This window comes from Nocardioides szechwanensis (assembly GCF_900103935.1).
GTDB lineage: Bacteria > Actinomycetota > Actinomycetes > Propionibacteriales > Nocardioidaceae > Nocardioides > Nocardioides szechwanensis.
The window spans coordinates 66771-87371 of sequence record NZ_FNIC01000005.1; the positions used below are offsets into that span (position 1 = coordinate 66771).

General features: G+C 72.7%; 20 protein-coding genes. 18 read left to right on the forward strand and 2 right to left on the reverse strand.

What is annotated here, in order from left to right; all coding sequences use genetic code 11:
- Positions 1-10: 10 nt before the first annotated feature.
- From BLR90_RS12940 to groL, 3 genes are all read left to right on the forward strand, one after another.
- Positions 11-508, forward strand: coding sequence for a SigE family RNA polymerase sigma factor (locus BLR90_RS12940; protein ID WP_091025644.1), 498 nt, complete (start codon positions 11-13; stop codon positions 506-508).
- Positions 508-1662 (forward strand): hypothetical protein, encoded by a 1155-nt coding sequence (locus BLR90_RS12945; RefSeq protein WP_091025645.1) that lies wholly within the window; start codon positions 508-510, stop codon positions 1660-1662. Before BLR90_RS12940 ends, BLR90_RS12945 begins: the two co-directional genes overlap by 1 nt.
- Before the next feature lie 196 nt (positions 1663-1858).
- Positions 1859-3487: a chaperonin GroEL gene (groL, locus tag BLR90_RS12950; RefSeq protein WP_091025646.1), complete on the forward strand. Its 1629-nt coding sequence runs from the start codon at positions 1859-1861 to the stop codon at positions 3485-3487.
- Between the two features lie 107 nt (positions 3488-3594).
- Here groL and BLR90_RS12955 read toward each other — a convergent pair whose 3' ends face one another.
- Positions 3595-6177 (reverse strand): multicopper oxidase domain-containing protein, encoded by a 2583-nt coding sequence (locus tag BLR90_RS12955; protein ID WP_245715300.1) that lies wholly within the window; start codon positions 6175-6177, stop codon positions 3595-3597.
- The gene (locus BLR90_RS12960; RefSeq protein WP_245715301.1) at positions 6174-6872 is read right to left on the reverse strand and encodes a helix-turn-helix transcriptional regulator; all 699 of its coding nucleotides are present in this window, start codon (positions 6870-6872) and stop codon (positions 6174-6176) included. The genes BLR90_RS12955 and BLR90_RS12960 overlap by 4 nt, the downstream gene beginning before the upstream one ends.
- 60 nt (positions 6873-6932) lie before the next feature.
- Here BLR90_RS12960 and BLR90_RS12965 point away from each other — a divergent pair, with 60 nt between their 5' ends.
- The 15 genes from BLR90_RS12965 to BLR90_RS13030 all read left to right on the forward strand — a co-directional run bounded on the left by BLR90_RS12965 (position 6933) and on the right by BLR90_RS13030 (position 20554).
- Positions 6933-7706, forward strand: a complete 774-nt coding sequence (locus BLR90_RS12965) for a DUF2249 domain-containing protein (protein WP_091025647.1) — start codon at positions 6933-6935, stop codon at positions 7704-7706.
- 28 nt (positions 7707-7734) lie between these two features.
- Positions 7735-8187 (forward strand): hemerythrin domain-containing protein, encoded by a 453-nt coding sequence (locus BLR90_RS12970; RefSeq protein WP_170254398.1) that lies wholly within the window; start codon positions 7735-7737, stop codon positions 8185-8187.
- Between the two features lie 12 nt (positions 8188-8199).
- Positions 8200-8754 carry an RNA polymerase sigma factor gene (locus BLR90_RS12975; protein WP_091025649.1) on the forward strand — a complete coding sequence of 185 codons (555 nt, stop codon included), beginning with the start codon at positions 8200-8202 and terminating at the stop codon, positions 8752-8754.
- Entirely contained in the window at positions 8751-9392 is a 642-nt protein-coding gene (locus BLR90_RS21480; RefSeq protein ID WP_245715302.1) for a hypothetical protein, read from the forward strand. The genes BLR90_RS12975 and BLR90_RS21480 overlap by 4 nt, the downstream gene beginning before the upstream one ends.
- Positions 9389-9949: a nucleotidyltransferase family protein gene (locus BLR90_RS21485; protein WP_245715303.1), complete on the forward strand. Its 561-nt coding sequence runs from the start codon at positions 9389-9391 to the stop codon at positions 9947-9949. Before BLR90_RS21480 ends, BLR90_RS21485 begins: the two co-directional genes overlap by 4 nt.
- A gap of 94 nt (positions 9950-10043) precedes the next feature.
- Positions 10044-10916, forward strand: coding sequence for an AAA family ATPase (locus tag BLR90_RS12985; RefSeq protein WP_091025650.1), 873 nt, complete (start codon positions 10044-10046; stop codon positions 10914-10916).
- Positions 10917-10918: 2 nt separating this feature from the next.
- Positions 10919-12013 (forward strand): vWA domain-containing protein, encoded by a 1095-nt coding sequence (locus BLR90_RS12990; protein ID WP_091025651.1) that lies wholly within the window; start codon positions 10919-10921, stop codon positions 12011-12013.
- On the forward strand, positions 12006-13145 hold the full coding sequence (locus BLR90_RS12995; protein ID WP_091025652.1) for an XdhC family protein: 1140 nt from the start codon (positions 12006-12008) through the stop codon (positions 13143-13145). Before BLR90_RS12990 ends, BLR90_RS12995 begins: the two co-directional genes overlap by 8 nt.
- Entirely contained in the window at positions 13142-14203 is a 1062-nt protein-coding gene (locus BLR90_RS13000) for an alpha/beta hydrolase family protein (RefSeq protein ID WP_091025653.1), read from the forward strand. The genes BLR90_RS12995 and BLR90_RS13000 overlap by 4 nt, the downstream gene beginning before the upstream one ends.
- 43 nt (positions 14204-14246) lie before the next feature.
- Positions 14247-14582 carry a cupin domain-containing protein gene (locus BLR90_RS13005; protein ID WP_091025654.1) on the forward strand — a complete coding sequence of 112 codons (336 nt, stop codon included), beginning with the start codon at positions 14247-14249 and terminating at the stop codon, positions 14580-14582.
- Between the two features lie 49 nt (positions 14583-14631).
- Entirely contained in the window at positions 14632-15864 is a 1233-nt protein-coding gene (locus BLR90_RS13010) for a helix-turn-helix domain-containing protein (RefSeq protein WP_091025655.1), read from the forward strand.
- Positions 15865-16043: 179 nt separating this feature from the next.
- Complete coding sequence (locus tag BLR90_RS13015) at positions 16044-16514, forward strand: (2Fe-2S)-binding protein (protein WP_091025656.1); 471 nt, start codon at positions 16044-16046, stop codon at positions 16512-16514.
- A complete protein-coding gene (locus BLR90_RS13020; RefSeq protein WP_245715304.1) occupies positions 16511-19012 on the forward strand; it encodes a xanthine dehydrogenase family protein molybdopterin-binding subunit in 2502 nt (833 codons plus the stop codon). The genes BLR90_RS13015 and BLR90_RS13020 overlap by 4 nt, the downstream gene beginning before the upstream one ends.
- Positions 19009-19863: an FAD binding domain-containing protein gene (locus tag BLR90_RS13025; protein WP_091025657.1), complete on the forward strand. Its 855-nt coding sequence runs from the start codon at positions 19009-19011 to the stop codon at positions 19861-19863. Before BLR90_RS13020 ends, BLR90_RS13025 begins: the two co-directional genes overlap by 4 nt.
- Positions 19864-19867: 4 nt before the next feature.
- Positions 19868-20554 carry an SRPBCC family protein gene (locus BLR90_RS13030; protein WP_091025658.1) on the forward strand — a complete coding sequence of 229 codons (687 nt, stop codon included), beginning with the start codon at positions 19868-19870 and terminating at the stop codon, positions 20552-20554.
- The last annotated feature ends 47 nt before the right edge of the window (positions 20555-20601 follow it).

The following is a 20601-nucleotide window of genomic DNA, read 5'->3' on the forward strand; positions in this document are numbered from 1 at the left end:
GGGAGGGGCGGTGGACGAGCGAGAGACGTTCACGCGCTGGGCGGGCGAGCGGCAGCTCGCGCTGCTGCGGACCGCCGTACTCCTCACCGGCGACCACCACCGGGCCGAGGACCTCGTGCAGGACGCGCTCACCAAGGTGGCGGTGCGCTGGCGCCGGCTGCGTGACGGCAACCCGGAGGCGTACGCGCGGCAGGTGATCGTGCGCGGCAACATCTCGTGGTGGCGCAAGCATCGCCGCGAGCAGGTCGCGGAGGTGCCCGACCGCACCGACGTCACGGACGGGTACGGCGTCGCCGACACCCGCCGCCTGCTCAACGACGCACTCGCCGCCCTCACCCCGCGGCAGCGCGCGGTGGTCGTCCTGCGCTACTACGACGACCTGTCCGAGCGCGACACCGCCGACGTGCTCGGCGTCAGCGTCGGAACCGTCAAGAGCCAGACCCACCTGTCCCTGCGCCGGCTGCGCGAGGCCGCGCCCGAGCTCGCCGACCTGCTCCAGGAGCTGTGATGACCACCGAGAAGCTGCGCGACCTGCTGCACGAGCAGGTCTCCGACGTGACCATGACCGACCTGTCCGTCACCGCCTGGCGTGACGGCCAGCGGATCCGGCGGCGCCGCAGCGTCGCCGTGGTGGGAGGTACGGCGGCAGCGGCCCTGGCCGTGACCGCCGGGGTCAACATGCTGCGTGAAGACCCCGACCGCTCCTCGTCCGAAACCCTCACTTCAAGCCCGACTCCTGAGATAGACCCCTTCCACGAACAGCCGATCTTGACGGAGCCCGACGGGAAGTACGCCGGGGTGCCGCTCTGGGTGGCCCCGCGGGTGGCCGAGGAGGCCGCGCTGCCCGTCCTCGAGGGCACCGGCCTGCCCGCCGAGATCGACCTGTCGCCCGGAGCGCCCCCGGCGGTCGGGATCGGACGGGCCGTGGCCGTCCTCGGGGTCTGGCCCGACGGTGACCTCTCGCGCGTCGTCGCGGTCGGGGCGGACGGAGGCTCCTACTCCGTCGAGATCGACGGCAGGGTCGGTCACCTCACCGACGAGCAGGGCAACGTGATCTCCTCGCTCACGTGGGATGGCCTCTCGCCGCGGGGTCGCCGGGTGTTCTTCGTCCAGGAACGCTCGCTGGAGGTCTACGACTTCCAGAGCGGCGAGTGGACCAGTATCGCGACCCCGCCGTGGCTGGCCGAGGGCGCCCGCTGGATCACCGACACCGAGATCTGGGTGCCCGAGCGGCTCGGCGAGACCGGCAGCGGCACGTCGTACTACGTCGACGGGGGCGATCCCGTCGTCTCGATGGTCCGCTGGCTGGGCATGAGCTGGCCGGGAAGCGACTCGAGCGAGGCGTTCGGGCCGCTGAAGTCGACCTCCGACGGCCTGGCCCAGAGCCACTTCCTCTCCGACGGGACCGACGCCGTGGTCGCGGTGGTCGCCGACAAGCCGAGCGTGCTCGGCTTCGACGGTCTCGACGAGCGGTGGAAGGGCTGCTGCCCGGTGGTGGGCTGGTCGGACGCCGGCACCGTGCTCTTCGAGTCCCGGACCGCCGACGCCCGGGTGCTGGCCTGGCGCGTGGGCAGCCACGACGTACGTCGGGTCTCGACCATCGTGGGCTGGGTCCCGGGCGAGGAGTCCTTCGTCGCCTCGTGGTCGCTTCCCGAGGCCTGAGCACTGTTTGCACTCGCCTTGCCCGAGTGCTAAACATGAGGCTGGCACTCTCGTCAGGAGAGTGACAACATCCCCGGTCCGGGGAGCTGAGGTCCGAAGCGTCGGTGAGAAGGGTTCGCCGAGTCAGCCTGACCGTCCGTCGCGGGCAGCGCACCCGGACCGTCCACAGTTCTGAATGCGAAGGATCGCAGCCGTTATGTCGAAGCTGATCGCTTTCAACGAGGAGGCCCGGCGCGGCCTCGAGCGTGGCATGAACACGCTCGCAGACGCCGTCAAGGTCACCCTCGGTCCCAAGGGCCGCAACGTCGTGCTCGAGAAGAAGTGGGGTGCTCCCACCATCACCAACGACGGTGTGAGCATCGCCAAGGAGATCGAGCTGGAGGACCCGTTCGAGAAGATCGGGGCCGAGCTCGTCAAGGAGGTCGCCAAGAAGACCGACGACGTCGCCGGTGACGGTACGACGACGGCGACCGTCCTGGCCCAGGCAATGGTCCGCGAGGGCCTGCGCAACGTCGCCGCCGGTGCCAACCCGATGGGCCTCAAGCGGGGCATCGAGGCAGCCGTCGAGGCCGTCTCCGAGCAGCTCTCCAGCATGGCCGTCGAGATCGAGACGAAGGCGCAGATCGCGTCGACCGCCTCGATCTCCGCCGCTGACCCCGTCGTCGGCGAGATCATCGCCGAGGCGATGGACAAGGTCGGCAAGGAAGGCGTCATCACGGTCGAGGAGTCGAACACGTTCGGCCTCGACCTCGAGCTGACCGAGGGCATGCGGTTCGACAAGGGCTACATCTCGGCCTACTTCGTCACCGACCCCGAGCGCATGGAGACCGTGCTCGAGGACCCCTACATCCTCATCGCCAACCAGAAGATCTCCAGCGTCAAGGACCTGCTGCCGCTCCTCGAGAAGGTCATGCAGTCCGGCAAGCCGCTGCTGATCCTGTCCGAGGACGTCGACGGTGAGGCCCTGTCCACGCTGGTCGTCAACAAGATCCGTGGCACGTTCAAGTCCGTCGCCGTCAAGGCGCCGGGCTTCGGCGACCGCCGCAAGGCCATGCTCCAGGACATCGCGATCCTGACCGGCGGCCAGGTCATCTCGGAGGAGGTCGGCCTCAAGCTCGAGTCGACCGGCATCGAGCTGCTCGGCCAGGCCCGCAAGGTCGTCATCACCAAGGACGAGACCACCATCGTCGAGGGTGCCGGTGACGCCGACCAGATCGCCGGTCGCGTCAACCAGATCCGCGCCGAGATCGAGAAGTCGGACTCCGACTACGACCGCGAGAAGCTGCAGGAGCGCCTGGCCAAGCTGGCCGGCGGTGTTGCGGTGATCAAGGTCGGCGCGGCCACCGAGGTCGAGCTCAAGGAGCGCAAGCACCGCATCGAGGACGCCGTTCGCAACGCGAAGGCGGCCGTCGAGGAGGGCATCGTCGCCGGCGGCGGCGTGGCGCTCGTGCAGGCTGCTGTCGTCGCTTTCGACAAGCTCGACCTGACGGGCGACGAGGCGACTGGTGCCAACATCGTGCGCGTCGCGACCGAGGCCCCGCTCAAGCAGATCGCGATCAACGCCGGCCTCGAGGGCGGCGTCGTGGCGGAGAAGGTGCGCAACCTGCCCTCGGGCCAGGGTCTCAACGCGGCCACCGGCGAGTACGTCGACATGATCGCCGAGGGCATCATCGACCCGGCGAAGGTCACGCGCTCCGCCCTGCAGAACGCCGCCTCCATCGCGGCGCTGTTCCTCACCACCGAGGCCGTCGTGGCCGACAAGCCGGAGAAGGCGGCGCCCATGGGCGGCGACCCGTCCGGTGGCATGGGTGGCATGGACTTCTGAGCACCACAGCACCACAGCACCACAGGAAAGCCCCCGGTCTCCGACCGGGGGCTTCTCCCTTTGCGCGTGAGGCAGTGCCCTCCCCAGCCCGCGGCGCCCCGCCCGCCCTACCGAACGACGGCGAAGATCCCGTGGGCGCCGCGTTCGGCGTCGACCATCACGTGCGAGACGAACGGGTAGCGGCCGGGCTCGTCGAACGTCAGTTCCACGAACCCACCCTGCGACGGCGCGAGTGCCAGGGCCTGGCTGCCGCCGGACGAGCCGGGACGCAGCAGCCACGCCCCTTCGGCGTACGTCGCGTCGAACTGGCCGCCGACGACGTGGAACGACGTGGCCCGGCTCGGGCCGGCGTCGAGCACCCAGATGCGCACCCGCTCGCCCACCCGGGCGGGGAGCGGCTGGTGGTCGTACTGGTTGGCGTAGCCGTTGAAGACCACGTGGTCGGGCGTCTCGGCGTTGACCTTGTCGGCATCGACCTCGCCGCCCTCCGGGCCGAGGTAGAGCTCCGACTGGAGCAGCACGTAGGTCCGGTCCACGGGCGGCAGGCCGGGTGGGTCGATCACGACCGCGCCGAACAGGCCGTTGGCGATGTGCGCGGACATCGGCATCGTCGAGCAGTGGTACATCCAGATCCCGGCCCGGGTGGCCGTGAACCGGTAGACCAGGCGCCCGCCCGGCGGGATCGTGCGCATCACCCGATCGGGTGCGCGCGACCCGGCGTGGAAGTCGATGGAGTGCCCCACGGACGCCTCGTTGACCAGCGTGACCACGAACCGGTCGCCGACCCGGCCGTGAAGGGTGGGGCCGGGCACCGAGCCGTCGAAGGTCCACGACGTCTGGGTGACGCCGGGCGCCACCTCGCGGACGGTGTCCTGCACCGTGATCGTCCGCCGGTGCACCCGGCCGGGAGGTACGGCGGGCAGTCGCGCGTCGTGCGCGACGAACCCGGGGGCGGGGCCGTCGGGGTCCGAACCGTGGTGGTGGCTCCCGTGTACGTCGTCAGCGGCCGGGGAGGCCTCGGGGCCGGGCGTCGCTGACGCGGGCGCCCCGATCGCCCGGATCGTCAGGACCATCCCCATCTGGTGGTGGCCGATCACCGAGCACCAGCCGGCGACGTCACGCCCGACGATCCCGACCTCCATCGTCGTCGAGTCGCCGGGTGCCAGCCGGCCGCTGTCCGTCTCGTCGTCGAGGACCAGGTCGTGCACGTCCTCGTCGTCGGTGTTGGTCAGCTCGATCACCAGGGCGTCGCCGGCGGGCACGTCGACGGTGTCGGGGAAGAAGCGCATGTCGTGCGCCTCGATCTCGACCACGGTGGTGTGGCCGGTCGGGGTCACGCCGGCGGCCACGGGCTCCTCGCGGAAGCTGGCCAGGCCGGCCTGCTCGGTCACGGCTCCGGCGGTCACGGCGACCAGGACGACGGCGAGGGCCAGGGCCGCCTGGCGGGGCCGGTGAGCCGGTCGCGCCGGAGGAGGCTCGGCGCCGCCGCGGACCTTGCGGGAGGCGCGCAGCCCCCGCACGAGCAGCGGCAGGAAGGACGCGAGGGCCACGAGCACCACGGCGGAGGCGAGCACCCGGACCGGGACCGGCACGGGCAGCAGGCACACCAGGAGCCCGGCGTTGGTGGCGACCACGCGGGCCGCGGCGCCGCGGTCCAGCTCGGCGGTGGCGGCGCGCACCGGCGCCGGCCCGCCGCCGAGGGCCACCGGCACCAGGTAGGACAGCGCGCCGAGGAGCAGCTGTGCCCCGAACCCGGCCGCGAGGTAGGGCGTGAGCCAGGTGAAGCGCTCGTCGGCCCGGGCCCACGACCCCGCGGATGCGATGGCCACGACGAGGACGAGCAGGCAGCCGGTGAGCCACAGGGCCGCCGCCCCCACGGAGTACGTCGCGAAGCCGTTCGGCGGGTGCTGGCGGGCGGCGGTGACGAACGGCCGGGCCATCAGGGCCAGTCCGGCCAGGTAGAGCGCGAACCCGGCCGCCGCCAGCAGCCGTACGTCGGCCAGGGCGCCGCCACCGGCGACCAGGACTCCGAGCACGAGGAGCGGGAGCGCCCGGGCCGCGGCGCGCTCGCTGCCGGGTGCCACCCGGGTGCGCAGCATCGTCGGCCAGAGCGTCACCAGGGTGCCGACGGCCGTGATGCCGATCCAGCCCAGCAGGTTGACCGACGCGTGAGCGACCAGGAGCCGCTGGTGCCACGGGTCGGTCTGGACCTTGGCCAGGACGACGCCCACGGTGATGCCGACCGGCAGGAGGGCCGCGGAGGCGACGTAGTAGCGGACGGTCACCGCGAACCGGGCCGGCAGCGCGGCCCGCAGCCGCGCGACCAGGGTGGCGCCGTGCCAGACCACCGCGAGCGCGACCGCCGTACCGCCGGCGATGGTGACGGGCCAGGCCGAGGCCAGCACGCCGGTCACCACGACCACCACGCCGGCGTTGAGCAGCACCAGGCGGCGGTTCTGGCGGCGCCGGTCGTCGGGGTCGTCGGGGCTGTGCAGCAGGGCGTCGGTGAAGTAGCGGCTCCACACCAGGATCGAGTGGGTGGCGGCACCGAGCAGCAGGAGGTGGATGAGCAGCCACCGCGGCGCGGGCACGAACGGGTGGAGGAGGGCGATGGCCACCGTGGCCAGCAGCCAGCCGACGACCGGAAGGTCCCGCATCGGCCAGAAGCCGCGGGGCCGCTCCGGGGTCACGACGCCTCGGCGGCGAGCGGGGGTACGACGAGCCGGCAGGCGCCGGGCTCGGCGAACGGCAGCAGCGTGGTCCCCTCCGTGGGGGCGCCGTGTGCAGAGAGGGCGCCGCGCACGATGCCCAGGTGCACCGCGCAGACGACGTCGGGGTGACGGTGGGCGGCCTCGAGGAGCGGGCAGCGGGTGAGCCGGACGTCGGTGGGCTGGGCCGGAGCCACCTCCGGGGAGAAGCCGAGGTCGTCCAGCAGCGAGACGACCTGCGTGCGCGCGGCCTCGGGTGTCGTCGCCGCGGCACCACGGTCGGTAGCGAGCTGCCGCCCCCACTCCTCGCCGGCGTCGGTGGCCAGCTCGACCGGGGCCGGCGTACGGGCCAGCGACGCGGCGAGGGCGGCCGCCAGGCCGGCGTACTCGGAGGGGCCCGACCCGGTGCCCACCGCTTCGTAGAGCCAGGCCGGCCGGCCCCGCCCGGACGGCTCGGCCCGGTGCTGTCGCACCAGGCCGCGTCGGACGAGCCCGTCGACGTGCTCGCGCACGGTGTTCTCGTGCAGGCCGGTCGCGGTGACGAGCGCGGCCAGCGTGAGTGCCTGGGGCTGGTCACGGAGGCGTTCGAGGATCGCGGCGCGAGACCGCGAGAGGGGCGGCGTGGTGGCGGCGTCCCGGGGTCCCAGGCGACCGCTGGCTCGCGCATTGTTTTCCACGGAGCAAATTGTAGTAAAAAGGAACCGAGGGGGCCAATCGGCCACCACGAGGAGGACGAGATGGACAACCTGACCTTCGCTTCGACCGAAGCCGACGCCCGTGCGGTGGAGGCCGTCGAGGCGCACCATGCCGCGCTCGCCGGCGCCCTGACCGTGCAGGCCACCGCGCTGGCCGACCTGGCCCGGGCCGGACGCGCGGACGACGCCGAGCACGCCCGCACGCAGCTGCTGGCCTGGTGCCGCGACGAGCTGGTGCCGCACGCGCTGGCCGAGGAGGGGTCGCTCTACCGCGCCGCCGCCGAGCAGGCCGAGGCCCGGCTCCTCGTCGAGGCCATGCTGGCGCAGCACCGCGCGATCGTCGGGCTGGTCGACGCGCTCGAAGCCGCTCGGGACGCCGTGTCCGCGGCCGTCGCGGCCGGCGCGCTGCGCTCGCTGTTCGAGGTGCACCTGGCCGCCGAGAACGACCAGATCCTCCCGCTGCTCGTGGCCGCGCCCCACGTCTCGGTGGCCGACCTCCTCGGCGACCTGCACGAGATGGTCGGTGGCAGCGGCGAGGCGGCCCACGCGGAGAGCGCCTGCGGCTGCCACGAGGTGGACCCGGCGGGCTGGCCCGAGCTGGACGCCCGGCTGGTGCCGCACAAGATCCGGCACGCCACGGTCTTCGGCGCGCTGGACGCCGTGGCCCCGGGCGCGAGCCTGGTGCTGCTGGCCCCGCACGACCCGGTGCCGCTGCTCGACCAGCTCCAGGCCCGCGAGCCGGACGCGTTCACGGTCGACTACCTCGCCCGCGGACCCGAGACCTGGCGCCTGCTGATCACCCGGCGGGCCGGCTGAGATGTGCGAGCACTGCGGTTGCCGCGAGGTGGAGTCGATCCGGGAGCTGCGCGACGAGCACGACGCGCTGTCCGGGCAGGCCTTCCACGTGCGCCATGCGCTGGCGTCCGGTGACCGCGGTGCCGCCCGGGTGCTGCTGGACGAGCTGGTGAGCCACCTCGTCCAGCACGTCACCCGGGAGGAGCTCGGCATGTTTGCGGCGCTGCGCACCCAGGGCGAGTTCGCCGACGAGGTCGCGGCGCTCGAGGGGGAGCACCGTGCGATGGACGCCGTCGTCGCGGACCTCGACCTCGACGGCCCCGACTTCGTGGCCCGGGTGACGGCGCTGCTCGACGACCTCGAGGCCCACATCGAGCGCGAGGACCTCGGCATCTTCCCGGTCGCCGTGGTGACGCTCGGCGCCACCGGGTGGGCGACGGTCGAGGCCGCCCACGAGCAGCACCCGACCTTCCTGGCTCCCGACGTCCGGTCCGACGTGTGACACCGTAGGGGCGTGCCCGACGACGCCAGCGCCGCCGAACGCCGAGCCCGCTTCGAGGCGCTCGCGCCCGAGCTCGTCGAGCCGCTGCGGCGGTTCCTGGTACGACGTACCGACCAGGCGACGACCGACGACGTGCTCGCCGAGACCCTGCTCGTGTGCTGGCGGCGCCTGGACGACGTACCGGCCGACGCGGCGCTCCCCTGGGCGTACGGCGTCGCACGCAACTGCCTCGCCAACGCGCAGCGGGGCGCCCGGCGCCAGGAGCGGCTCGCCGTCAAGGTGGCCGTGGTCGACCCGCCGGCCGACCACGTCCCGGGACCCGACGACGGCGACGTCGACGGGCGGCTCGAGGAGGCCCTGTCCCGGCTCACGGAGACCGAGGCCGAGCTGGTCCGGCTGTGGGCGTGGGAGCAGCTCACCCCCGCCGAGATCGCGACCGTCCTGGACATCACGCCCAACGCGGTCAGCATCCGCCTGCATCGGGCCCGCGAGAAGCTGCGTGGCCTGCTGCGAAAGAACGACGCCGCGTCCGGACATGAGGAGACAAGAGAAGGGAGAGCACCGTGACCGACGACGAGCTGCAGCAGTGGCTTCAGGCGCGCGACCCGGCGTCCTCCCTCCCACCGGCCGACCCCACCTGGGTGGCCCGACTCCTGGAGGACACCATGAGCGCCGACCTCGAGACCCACCACACCGAGACCCGCGAGAGCGGCACCCGCAACCGCAGCCCGCTCACCTGGCTGGTGGCCGCGGCCGCGGTGCTGGTCGCCGGGCTGGGGGTCTTCTCGCTGGTCACGGACGACCCGGAGTACCCCAACGTGCCCGCCGCCGGCGACAGCCCGTCGGTCTCGAGCCCGCCCACGGTCACCGAGCTCGCCGCGGCACCGCCGACCAGCGCCAAGTGCATGGTCCCCAACGCCGAGATCCTCTCGCAGGCGGGCATCGCCTTCTCCGGCACGGTCCAGGAGGTCGCCGACGACGTCGTCGTCCTCGCGCCCGACCGCTTCTACACCGGGGAGCCCACCGCGCTCGTGGAGGTCCGCTCCGACCCGGCCATGCTCCAGGCCCTCATCGGTGCCGTCGAGTTCAAGGAGGGCCAGCGCTACCTGGTGAGCGCCACCGACGGCCGGGTCACCGTCTGCGGCTTCAGTGGCCCCTACGCCGAGGACCTCGCCGCCCTCTACACCGCGGCGTTCCCGGGGTGAGCCTCACCGGCCTCCTGCTCGCCGCCGGGGCCGGCAGCCGGTTGGGCACGCCCAAGGCGCTGGTCCACGATGCCGCCGGCTCCTGGCTGACCCGCGCCGCCGAGACCCTGCGCGACGGGGGCTGTGACGACGTGACCGTGGTGCTCGGCGCGGCCGCCGACGAGGCGCTCACCCTGCTCGACGGGCTCGGCGTCGACGTGGTGATCGCCTCCGACTGGGCCGACGGGATGTCGGCGTCCCTGCGCGCCGGGCTGCGCGCGCTGCCGGCCGAGGCCGAGGCCGCGGTCGTCCTCCTGGTCGACCTGCCCGACGTCACCGCCGAGGTCGTACGGCGCGTGGTCGCCGCCGGGGCCGGGCCCGACGCCCTGACGCGGGCGACGTTCGACGGGCGGCCCGGGCACCCGGTGCTGCTGGGCCGTGGTCACTGGGCCGGGGTGACCGCGACCGCCGCGGGCGACCGCGGCGCGCGCGACTACCTCGCCGGGTCCGACGTACTCCTGGTCGAGTGCGGTGACCTCGCCACCGGCGACGATGTCGACGCCTTTCGCGTCGAGTGACGCGGCGGGCCGGCGAATCCGGCCCAGGAACCGTCCCCACCCGTCACTCGACGAGCCAACACGCGGCCAACCGCAGGCTGAGTAGCCTGGCTGGATGGAGCCGACGTCCGCCCCCGAGGTGGCTGCACGCCTGCGCGAGACCGGCTACCTCAGCGACGACGACCTGGCCACGGTGGTGTTCCTGGCGCTGCGCATGCAGCGCCCGCTGCTGCTCGAGGGCGAGCCCGGCACCGGCAAGACCGCGCTGGCCGAGGCGGTGGCCGAGTGTCTGGGGCTGCCGCTGGTGCGGCTGCAGTGCTACGAGGGCATCGACGCCACGCAGGCCCTCTACGACTGGGACTTCCCGCGCCAGATCCTGCACCTGCGCGCGCTGGAGGCCGCGGGAGGTGCCGAGGTCGAGGAGGCCGAGAAGAGCCTGTACGACGAGCGGTTCCTGCTCGCCCGCCCGGTGCTCGCTGCGCTCCAGCAGGCCCCGGCCGTGCTGCTGGTCGACGAGGTCGACCGGGCCGACGACGAGTTCGAGGCGTTCCTGCTGGAGGTGCTGTCGACCTACCAGGTGACGATCCCCGAGCTGGGCACGGTCAAGGCGGCCACGCCGCCGATCGTGGTGCTCACGTCCAACCGCACCCGCGAGCTCCACGACGCGCTCAAGCGGCGCTGCCTCTACCACTGGATCGACCACCCGGGCCTCGACCGTGAGGTCGAGATCCTGCGCTCGCGAGCCCCGGAGGTCTCCGAGCAGCTGGCCCGGCAGGTGGCCACCGTCGTGCAGCAGCTGCGCGACCGCCACGACCTCGAGAAGCCGCCCGGCGTGGCCGAGACGCTCGACTGGGCCCGGGCGCTGCACCACCTCGGCTCGACCGACCTCGACCTCGACTCCGCGTCGCGCACCCTCGGCGCGCTGGTGAAGTACCGCGAGGACACCGAACGGGTCCGGCACGCCCTCGACCAGATGCTGCGCACGTGACCATGAGTGACGCCGACGAGATCCTGGTCGGGTTCGCCCGCGCGCTGCGTGCCGCCGGCGTCCCGGTCACCCAGGACCGCACCCAGTCGTTCGTCGCCGCGGTCGCCGTCGTCGGCGCCGACGACCAGCGCGCCACCTACGCCGCCGGCCGGGCCACCTTGTGCGGGTCGCCCGACGACCTGGCCCGCTACGACCAGGTCTTCACGGCCTGGTTCAACGCCCGCGACGGGTTGCCGCGGCCCCGGCCCGCAGCGCCCTCGGTCCCGTCGTTCTCCGACCTGCCCGCCGACGAGCAGCCGGGCTCCGGCGACGTGCCCGGCGAGACCGTCCGGGCCCGCGCCAGCGCCGCGGAGGTGCTGCGCCACCGCGACGTCGCCACGCTCTCGGCGGCCGAGAAGCACCGGCTCGCGGCGATGTTCGCGACCCTGCGGCCGCGGGCACCGGTCCGACGTACGGCGCGACACCGGGCGTGGCACCGCGGCCGGGTCGACGCCTCGCGCACCCTGCGGGCGAGCCTGCGGCGGATGGGCGAGCCGGCCGACATCGTGTGGCGGCGCCGCGCGGTGAAGCCGCGCCGGATCGTGCTGCTGATCGACGTGTCCGGCTCCATGAACGGCTACGCCGACGCGCTGCTGCGGCTCGCGCACCGGATGTCGCAGGGGCCGGGCGTGGTCGAGACGTTCACCGTCGGGACCCGGCTGACCCACCTCACCCGGGCGCTGCACAACCGCGACGCCGAGCGGGCCCTGGTGGCCGCCGGCGACGCCGTGCCGGACTGGTCGGGCGGCACCCGGCTCGGCGAGACCCTGCGGGTCTTCCTCGACCGCTGGGGCCGCCGCGGGCTGGCCCGGGGGGCCGTGGTCGTGGTGTTCAGCGACGGCTGGGAGCGGGGTGACGCGTCGCTGCTCGGTGAGCAGATGGCCCGGCTCCACCGCATCGCCCACCGCGTCGTGTGGGTCAACCCCCACCGCGGCAAGGACGGCTACGAGCCGGTGCAGCAGGGCGTCCTGGCCGCGCTGCCGCACGTCGACGACTTCGTCGCCGGCCACTCGCTCGCGACGTTCGCCGAGGTCCTGGAGGTGGTCGCCCGTGCGTGACGTCCTCGACCAGCTGCTGCCCCGCTGGGAGGCCGGCGAGGTGGTGGGCGTCGGCACCGTGGTCGCGACGTTCCAATCCGCGCCACGGCCACCGGGCGCCTCGATGCTGGTGACCACCAAGGGCGAAGCCGTCGGTTCGGTGTCCGGCGGCTGCGTCGAGGGCGCGGTCTACGAGCTGGCCGAGACGGTCATGGGCACCGGCACCCCGGTGCTCGAGAGGTACGGCGTCTCCGACGACGACGCGTTCGCCGTCGGCCTCACGTGTGGCGGGATCCTCGACGTCTACGTCGAGAAGGTGTCGCGCGAGACGTTCCCCGAGCTCGGCGACCTGGCCGCCGACATCGGGGCCGGCCGACCGGTGGCGCTCGCGACCGTGATCGAGCACCCCGACCCGTCGTGGCTGGGGCGACGCCTCGTGGTCCGCCTCGAGGCCGGCGACAACGAGGGCAGCCTGGGCAGCGAGCGGGCCGACGCCGCCGTGCACGACGACGCCCTGGGGCTGCTGGCGGCGGGCCACAACGCGACCCTGACCTACGGCCCCGACGGCGAACGGCGAGGCGAGGGCATGCGGGTCTTCGTCTGGGCGTTCGCGCCCAAGCCGCGGCTGCTGGTCTTCGGCGCGATCGACTTCGCGGCGGCGGTCGCCAAGGTCGGCACCTTCCTCGGCTACCAGGTGACCGTCTGCGACGCCCGTCCAGTCTTCGCCACCAACAGCCGCTTCCCCGACGCCGACGAGGTGGTCGTCGACTGGCCCCACCGCTACCTCGAGGCGGAGCAGGAGGCCGGCCGCATCGACGGCCGCACCGTGCTCACCGTGCTCACCCACGACCCCAAGTTCGACGTACCCCTGCTCGAGGTGGCGCTGCGGCTGCCCGAGGTCGCGTACGTCGGTGCGATGGGCTCGCGGCGCACCCATGACGACCGCCTGGCCCGGCTGCGCGAGGCGGGCCTGACCGCCGACGAGATCGACCGGCTCTCGAGCCCGATCGGGCTCGATCTCGGCGCCCGGACCCCCGAGGAGACCGCGATCAGCATCGCCGCCGAGATCATCGCCGGCCGCTGGGGCGGCAGCGGCGAGCGCCTCGCGATCACGGAGGGCCGCATCCACCGCGACATCGACCACGTCCCATGAGCCGAGCGCCGGCCTGGCTCGGGCTCCCGCTGGCGCTGCTGCTCGTGGTGACCCTGGCCGCGTGCAGCGACGAACGCGACCCGGGCCGGGAGCCGGGTTCCCTCCCGGTCCTGTCGCCGTCGGCTCCGGTGTCGGCCCCGTCGTCCGCCCCGACTCCCGCCCCGCCCGACCCCACCGGGTCGCTGCCGCCGGTGACCCACCGGCGCTCGCTGGCGGCGCTGATGCGTGAGGACTGGCGCGCGAGCCGGATCCGCTACGGCGACGTGATCGAGCAGACCGACACCTACACCCGCTTCGAGGTCACCTACCGCAGCGGACCGGTCACCGTCTCGGGCGTGCTGCTGCGGCCGCGGGGGCGCGGCCCGTTCCCGGGCATCGTGCTCAACCACGGCTACATCGACCCCGCCATCTATGTCACCGGCCAGGGCCTCGCCCGCGAGCAGGTGTGGCTGGCCGAGGCCGGGTTCGCAGTCCTGCACACCGACTACCGCGGCCATGCCGGCTCCGACCCGGCCGGCGACCTGGAGCGCGAGACCCGGCTCGGCTACACGCGCGACGCCGTCAACGCCGTGCTCGCCCTCGAGCGCGAGCCCTACGTCGACGCAGGCCGGATGGCGATGCTCGGGCGGTCGATGGGCGGGGGAGTCACCCTCAACGCCCTCGTCGTCCACCCGGGCCTGGTCGAGGCCGCGGTCACCTACGCGTCGGTCTCGTCGAGCTACCTCGACAACCTGCGCCACTTCACCGTGCCCAACCGGCCCGAGGCGGTGCAGGCCATGTACGCCGAGTTCGGCACGCCCCGCGAGGAGCCGGGCTTCTACCGGGGCCTGTCCTCGCGCACCTACTTCGACCGGATCGACGTACCCGTCCTCATGCACCACGGCACCGACGACGAGTCGTGCCCCTTCCCGTGGGCGCGCGAGACCGAACGGCTGCTGCTGCGCGCCGGTGTTGACGCCCGGCTCGACGTCTACCCGGGGGAGCGCCACTCGTTCGTGCCGCAGTGGCAGGAGTCGATCGAGCGCACCGTCCGCTTCCTGCGGCGGCGCCTGGGCTGAGGTCCGGTGTTAACGTCGCAAGACCCCATCACCAGGAGCCACCATGCACGCCGCGTCCCTCATCGCCCTCGCCGACAGCCAGCTCGCCGCGGCCCGGGAGGCCTCCAGCGGACGCAGCGCGGTCACGGTGTTCGGAGGCCGCGAGCACGACCTGCGCCAGACCCTGATCGCGCTGGCCGAGGGCCACGCGCTCGGCGAGCACGAGTCGCCCGGGGAGGCCACCCTCCAGGTGCTGCAGGGCCGGGTGCGCCTCTCCAGCGCGGAGGAGTCGTGGGAGGGCCAGGCCGGCGACCTGCTCGTGATCCCGCCCGCACGCCACGACCTCGCGGCCGTCGCCGACTCGGTCGTCCTGCTCACGGTCGCCACCCGCGCCAACTGAGCAGGTTCGGGCGCAGTGACGCCCATCACACCCCTGTTAGCGTGGTGACATGCAGCAGGGCGATCTGCAGGAGCGTCACCGCGAGGCGATGCGCGCCTGGACGACGTTCGTCGAGAGCGGCGACCTCGCCGAGCCCGTCGTACGCCCCGAGATCCTGAGCAGCTGGGCCCGCTCCACCGCCGCGATCACCCCCGACGTCGTCGAGGCGCCGCTGGCCGACGAGGACGAGACCGCGTCGATCTGGAAGGACTCCCCGCTCCAGGCGGCGGTCGAGAGCGTCGAGGCCGAGCTGCGCCGTACCGCCGAGGACGGCGACCTGGTGCTCGCTGTCACCGACGCGCAGACCCGGATCCTGTGGACCTACGGCGGCCGCGTGATGCGGCGCAAGGCCGAGACCGTCAACTTCGTGGCCGGCGGCCGCTGGGACGACGAGTCGGTCGGCACCAACGCGCTCGACCTCGCCAACCGGCTGGGTGAGCCGTCGATGGTGTTCAGCGCCGAGCACTACGCCTCGATCGTGCACAACTGGGTGTGCTGGGCCGCGCCGGTCTTCGACCCCGCGACCCGCCGGCAGGTCGGCGTCATCGACCTCTCGACCACCTGGGAGCGCACCCACCCGATCGGCCTCGCCACTGCCCGGGTCATGGCCCGGCTGATCGAGTCGGCGCTGCCACACTCCAGCCAGCACCCCTCGGCCTATGCCGACCTCACCCAGGACCCCGGCCTGGTGATGACGCTGCTCGGCACCGCCGAGGTCCGCTTCGACGGCCAGCGGCTGCTGCTCAACCGCCGCCAGACTGAGATCCTGGCCCTGCTCGCGCTGCACCCCGAGGGGCTCTCGCTCGAGCAGCTCCACGCCCTCGTCTACGGCGACCAGGCGGTGACGTTCTCGACGCTCAAGGCCGAGGTCTCCCACCTGCGGGCGGCGCTGGGTGGCCAGCTCTCCTCGCGCCCCTACAAGCTGCTGATGCCGGTCGCCACCGACGTCGAGCACGTGCTCGCGCTGCTGCGCGCCGGGCAGGTGGCCGATGCCGTCGACGCCTACGGCGGCGACCTCCTGCCCGGCACCAACTCGCCCGCGCTCGGCGACCTCGCCGAGTACGTCGCGGTCGCCCTGCGCGAGGCGCTGCTCGTCGACCCGGTGCCCGACGCGGTCGTGCGCTACAGCGAGCTCGCGCCGTACGACGCCCAGGTCATCGAGGTCTGCCTGGCCCGGCTCGCGGGCGGCACCCACCCCGCCGTACCCCTGCTGAAGGGTCGGCTCGCGGTCGCCCGCCGTTGAGCGGTGGATTTCAGCAGATGCTGAGATCCCCGTCGCTCCGGGGAGTTGCAACCCCCCGGAACGACGGCGAAACCCCCGGAACCTCCCGCGCCGGCGGCCCTCCGGCCCGACCCAACCATCGCCCAACCGCTCCCACCTAGCGTGACCCGCATCACACGGACCACGCTGAGGAGCGCTCCATGACCCGGATCAACCTGACCGTCGACGGATCGAATGTCTCCGACGACGTCGAACCCCGGATGCTGCTGGTGCAGTACCTCCGGGAGAAGCTCGGCAAGACCGGCACCGTCATCGGGTGCGACACCAGCAACTGCGGTGCCTGCACGGTCCACCTCGACGGCGTCAGCGTGAAGTCGTGCAACGTGCTCGCGGTCCAGGCCGACGGCCACGAGGTGACCACGATCGAGGGCCTCGCGCAGGACGGCGAGCTGCACCAGATGCAGAAGTCGTTCCGTGAGTGCCACGGCCTCCAGTGCGGCTTCTGTACGCCGGGGATGATCATGCAGAGCGTCGACCTGCTGAAGAACAACCCGCACCCCTCCGAGGAGGAGATCCGGGTCGGGCTCGAGGGCAACCTGTGCCGGTGCACCGGCTACCACAACATCGTGAAGTCCGTGCAGCACGCGGCGGCCCAGGGCGGTGCCCAGTGACGCTCACCGAGGACGAGATGACCCAGGCCGCGCCCGACGCGACCAAGGAGATCGGCAAGGACCGGCGGCGCAAGGAGGACCAGCGCCTTATCACCGGGCGCACCCGCTGGACCGACAACATCACCCTGCCCGGGATGCTGCACCTCGCGATGGTGCGCAGCCCCTTCGCGCACGCCACCATCACCAACATCGACAAGTCGGCCGCCGAGGCGTCGCCCAACGTCGTACGCGTCATCACCGGCGCGGACGTCGCCGAGGAGCAGGGCGGGCTGCCCAACGCCTGGCCGATCACCCCGGACCAGGTGACCCCCAACCACCCGCCGATCGCCGTCGACCGGGTGGTCTTCGCCGGCGAGATCGTCGCCGTCATCGTGGCCCGTACGCCGGCCGAGGCGCGCGACGCCGCCGAGCTGGTCGACATCGACTACGACGAGCTGCCCGCCGCGCTCGACCTCAAGGAGGCCGCGGAGGACAAGGTGCTGGCCCACCCCGACCTCGGGACCAACAAGTCGGCGTTCTGGAAGTTCGACTCCGCCGAGGCCGGCACCGGCGGCAACGTGGACGAGGCGATCGCCAAGGCCCGCGGCGACGGCATCGTGATCGAGCGGGAGTACCGCCAGCAGCGGCTGATCCCCGCCTTCATGGAGCCGCGCTCCACCGTGGTCGACCCGACCGGCGAGCAGATCACGATGTGGTCGGCGACCCAGATCCCGCACATCCTGAAGTTCCTGCTCGCCGCGGTCACCGGTGTCTCCGAGTCCAAGATCCGCGTGATCGCCCCGGACGTCGGCGGCGGGTTCGGCGGCAAGCTGCAGACGACGCCGGAGGAGTTCATCACCTTCCTGGTCGCGCGCAAGCTCGGCAAGCCGGTGAAGTACACCGAGACCCGCTCCGAGTCGCTGATGGCGGCCCACCACGGGCGCGACCAGTGGCAGAAGCTCACGCTCGCGGCCGAGAAGGACGGCACCGTCACCGGCTTCAAGGTCGAGCTGCTCGCCGACCTCGGCTCGCACGTCTCGCTCGTCGGCGGCGGCGTTCCGGTGCTCGGCGCGTTCATGTTCAACTCGATCTACAAGTTCCCCGCCTACCAGTTCAGCGTGCAGACGGTCCTCACCAACAAGACCTGGACCGACGCCTACCGCGGCGCCGGGCGACCCGAGGCCACGTACGCGATCGAGCGGATCATGGACGAGCTCGCCGCCGAGGTCGGCGTCGACCCGCTCGTGATCCGTGAGCAGAACTGGATCACCCACGAGGAATTCCCGTTCACCTCGGTGGCCGGGCTCGAGTACGACTCCGGCAACTACGAGGCCGCCACCGCGCGCGCCAAGGAGCTCTTCGGGTACGACGAGCTGCGGGCCGAGCAGAAGCGGCGCCGGGAGTCCGGCGACCAGGTCCAGCTGGGGATCGGCGTCTCGACGTTCACCGAGATGTGCGGGCTCGCGCCCTCGCGGGTGCTCGGGTCGCTCGACTACGGCGCCGGCGGCTGGGAGCACGCCAGCGTGCGGATGCTGCCGACCGGCAAGGTCGAGGTGCTCACCGGGACCTCCGCTCACGGCCAGGGCCACGAGACGGCGTTCAGCCAGATCGTCGCCGACCGGCTCGGGGTGGCGTTCGAGGACGTCGAGGTCCTGCACGGCGACACGATGGTCAGCCACAAGGGCCTCGACACCTACGGCTCGCGCTCGCTGGTCGTGGGCGGGGAGGCGATCGTCAAGGCCGCCGACAAGGTGATCGAGAAGGCCAAGCCGATCGCGGCGCACCTGCTCGAGGCGTCTGTCGACGACATCGAGTTCGAGGCCGGGCGCTTCTCGGTGAAGGGCACCGACCAGGGTCTGGCGATGGCGGAGATCGCGTTGGCGACGTTCGCCGCGCACAACCTGCCCGACGGCGTCGAGCCCTCGCTCGACTCCGACGCGACGTTCGACCCCGTCAACTTCAACTACCCCCACGGGACCCACCTCTGCGCGATGGAGGTGGACACCGAGACCGGCCAGGTCAAGATGCGCAAGTACGCCGCCTGCGACGACATCGGCAACATCATCAACCCGCTGATCGTCTCGGGCCAGGTGCACGGAGGGCTCGTGCAGGGCATCGCGCAGGCGCTCTGGGAGGAGGCGGTCCACGACGACGCCGGCACGCTGGTGACCGGGTCGTTCGTCGACTACCTGCTGCCGACGTCGGCCGACACGATCAGCTTCGACCTCGACCACACGACGTCGCCGTCGACCACCAACACGCTCGGCACCAAGGGTGTGGGGGAGGCCGGCACCATCGCCTCGACCCCGGCGGTCGTCAACGCCGTCGTGGACGCCGTACGCCATCTGGGCGTCAACGACGTCCGGATGCCCTGCACGCCCGAACGGGTGTGGAAGGCCATCAACGACGCCAGAGGCGGCGCGCAGGCCGAGACCGTCGGCGCCGCGGCGCCGCACTTCGACGAGTCGACCGGCATGGACGGCACCGTGGACCGCACGACCGGAGGGACCGACTCATGATTCCCGCACAGTTCGACTACCTGGCTCCGACCACGGTCGAGGAGGCCCTCGCGGCGCTCGGCCAGCACGGTGACGACGCGAAGATCCTGGCCGGCGGGCAGAGCCTGCTCCCGGTGCTGCGGATGCGCCTCAACGCGCCCGAGGTCGTGATCGACCTCGGCAGGATCGAGAGCCTGCGTGGCATCCGTGACGACGGTGACGCCATCGTCATCGGGGCGATGACGCAGCACTCCGTGGTCGAGCACGACCCGTTGGTCGCCGAGCACGCCGCGCTGATCTCCAAGGCGGTCGAGCACCTCGCCGACCACCAGATCCGCCACCGCGGCACGTTCGGCGGCGCGCTCGCCCACGCCGACCCGGCCGGCGACCTCGGGGCGCCCGCGCTCGCGCTGGGTGCGCAGTTCGTGATCCAGGGGCCTGGCGGCAGCCGTACGGTCGCGGCCGACGACTTCTTCGTCGACCTCTTCGAGACCGCGATCGGGGAGGACGAGATCCTCACCGAGGTGCGCGTCCCGAAGCACACCGGCTGGGGTGCCTGCTACGAGAAGTTCGTACGCGTCGCCCACCAGTGGCCGATCGTCGCCGTCGCGGCGACGGTGCGGGTCGAGGGCGGCACCATCGCCGAGGCGAAGATCGGGCTGACCAACATGGGCTCCACCCCGCTGCGCGCCCGCGCCGTGGAGTCGGCGCTCGTGGGGCAGCCTGCGACCGAGGACGCCGTACGCGCGGCTGCCGCGCAGGCCGCCGACGGCACCAACCCACCCTCGGACCTCAACGGCGAGGCGGCCTACCGCAAGCACCTGGCCACCGTGCTCGTACGTCGGGCCGTCCTCAACGCCTCGGGAGCCTGACCTCGTGGACCTGACCCATCGCTTCACCGTCCCCACCGGCGTCGAGGAGGCGTGGGCCCACTTCCAGGACATCGAGGGCGTGGCCACCTGCTTCCCGGGAGCTGTCGTCACGTCCGTCGAGGGGGAGACCTTCCACGGCTCGGTCAAGGTCAAGCTGGGGCCGATCGCGCTGGTCTACAACGGCTCGGGGACCTTCGTGGAGAAGGACGAGGCCGCGCACCGGTTCGTGGTCGACGCGAAGGGCAAGGACAAACGCGGCAACGGCACCGCCGGGGCGAAGGTGACGCTGCAGATGACCCCTTCGGTGGCGGGGGACTCGACCGACGTCGAGGTGGTCACCGACCTCGCGATCACGGGCAAGCCCGCGCAGTTCGGTCGCGGCGTGATGCAGGACGTCTCCGACAAGCTGCTCGGGCAGTTCGTCGACTGCATCGAGCAGCGCCTCTCGCCCGACGCGGTCACCGCGGAACCCGTCGCGGAGCCTGCTGCCGAACCGGTGGGGGAGGCTGTCCCCGCGGCCGCCCCACGTCCGGTCGCCGTCGCGGCTCCCGCGCCCCGCGACGACAACGCGCTCGACCTCGGCGCGACGGTGCTGCCCGTGCTGCTCAAGGCCTACTGGAAGCAGGCGCTCGGCGCCGTCGTGGTGCTCCTCGTCCTGCGGCGACTGCTCCGCCGCAGAGGTGCGGGCTAGACCAGATAACCCGCGAGGCGCTCCCGGACGGGCCGTCGTGGCCCTAG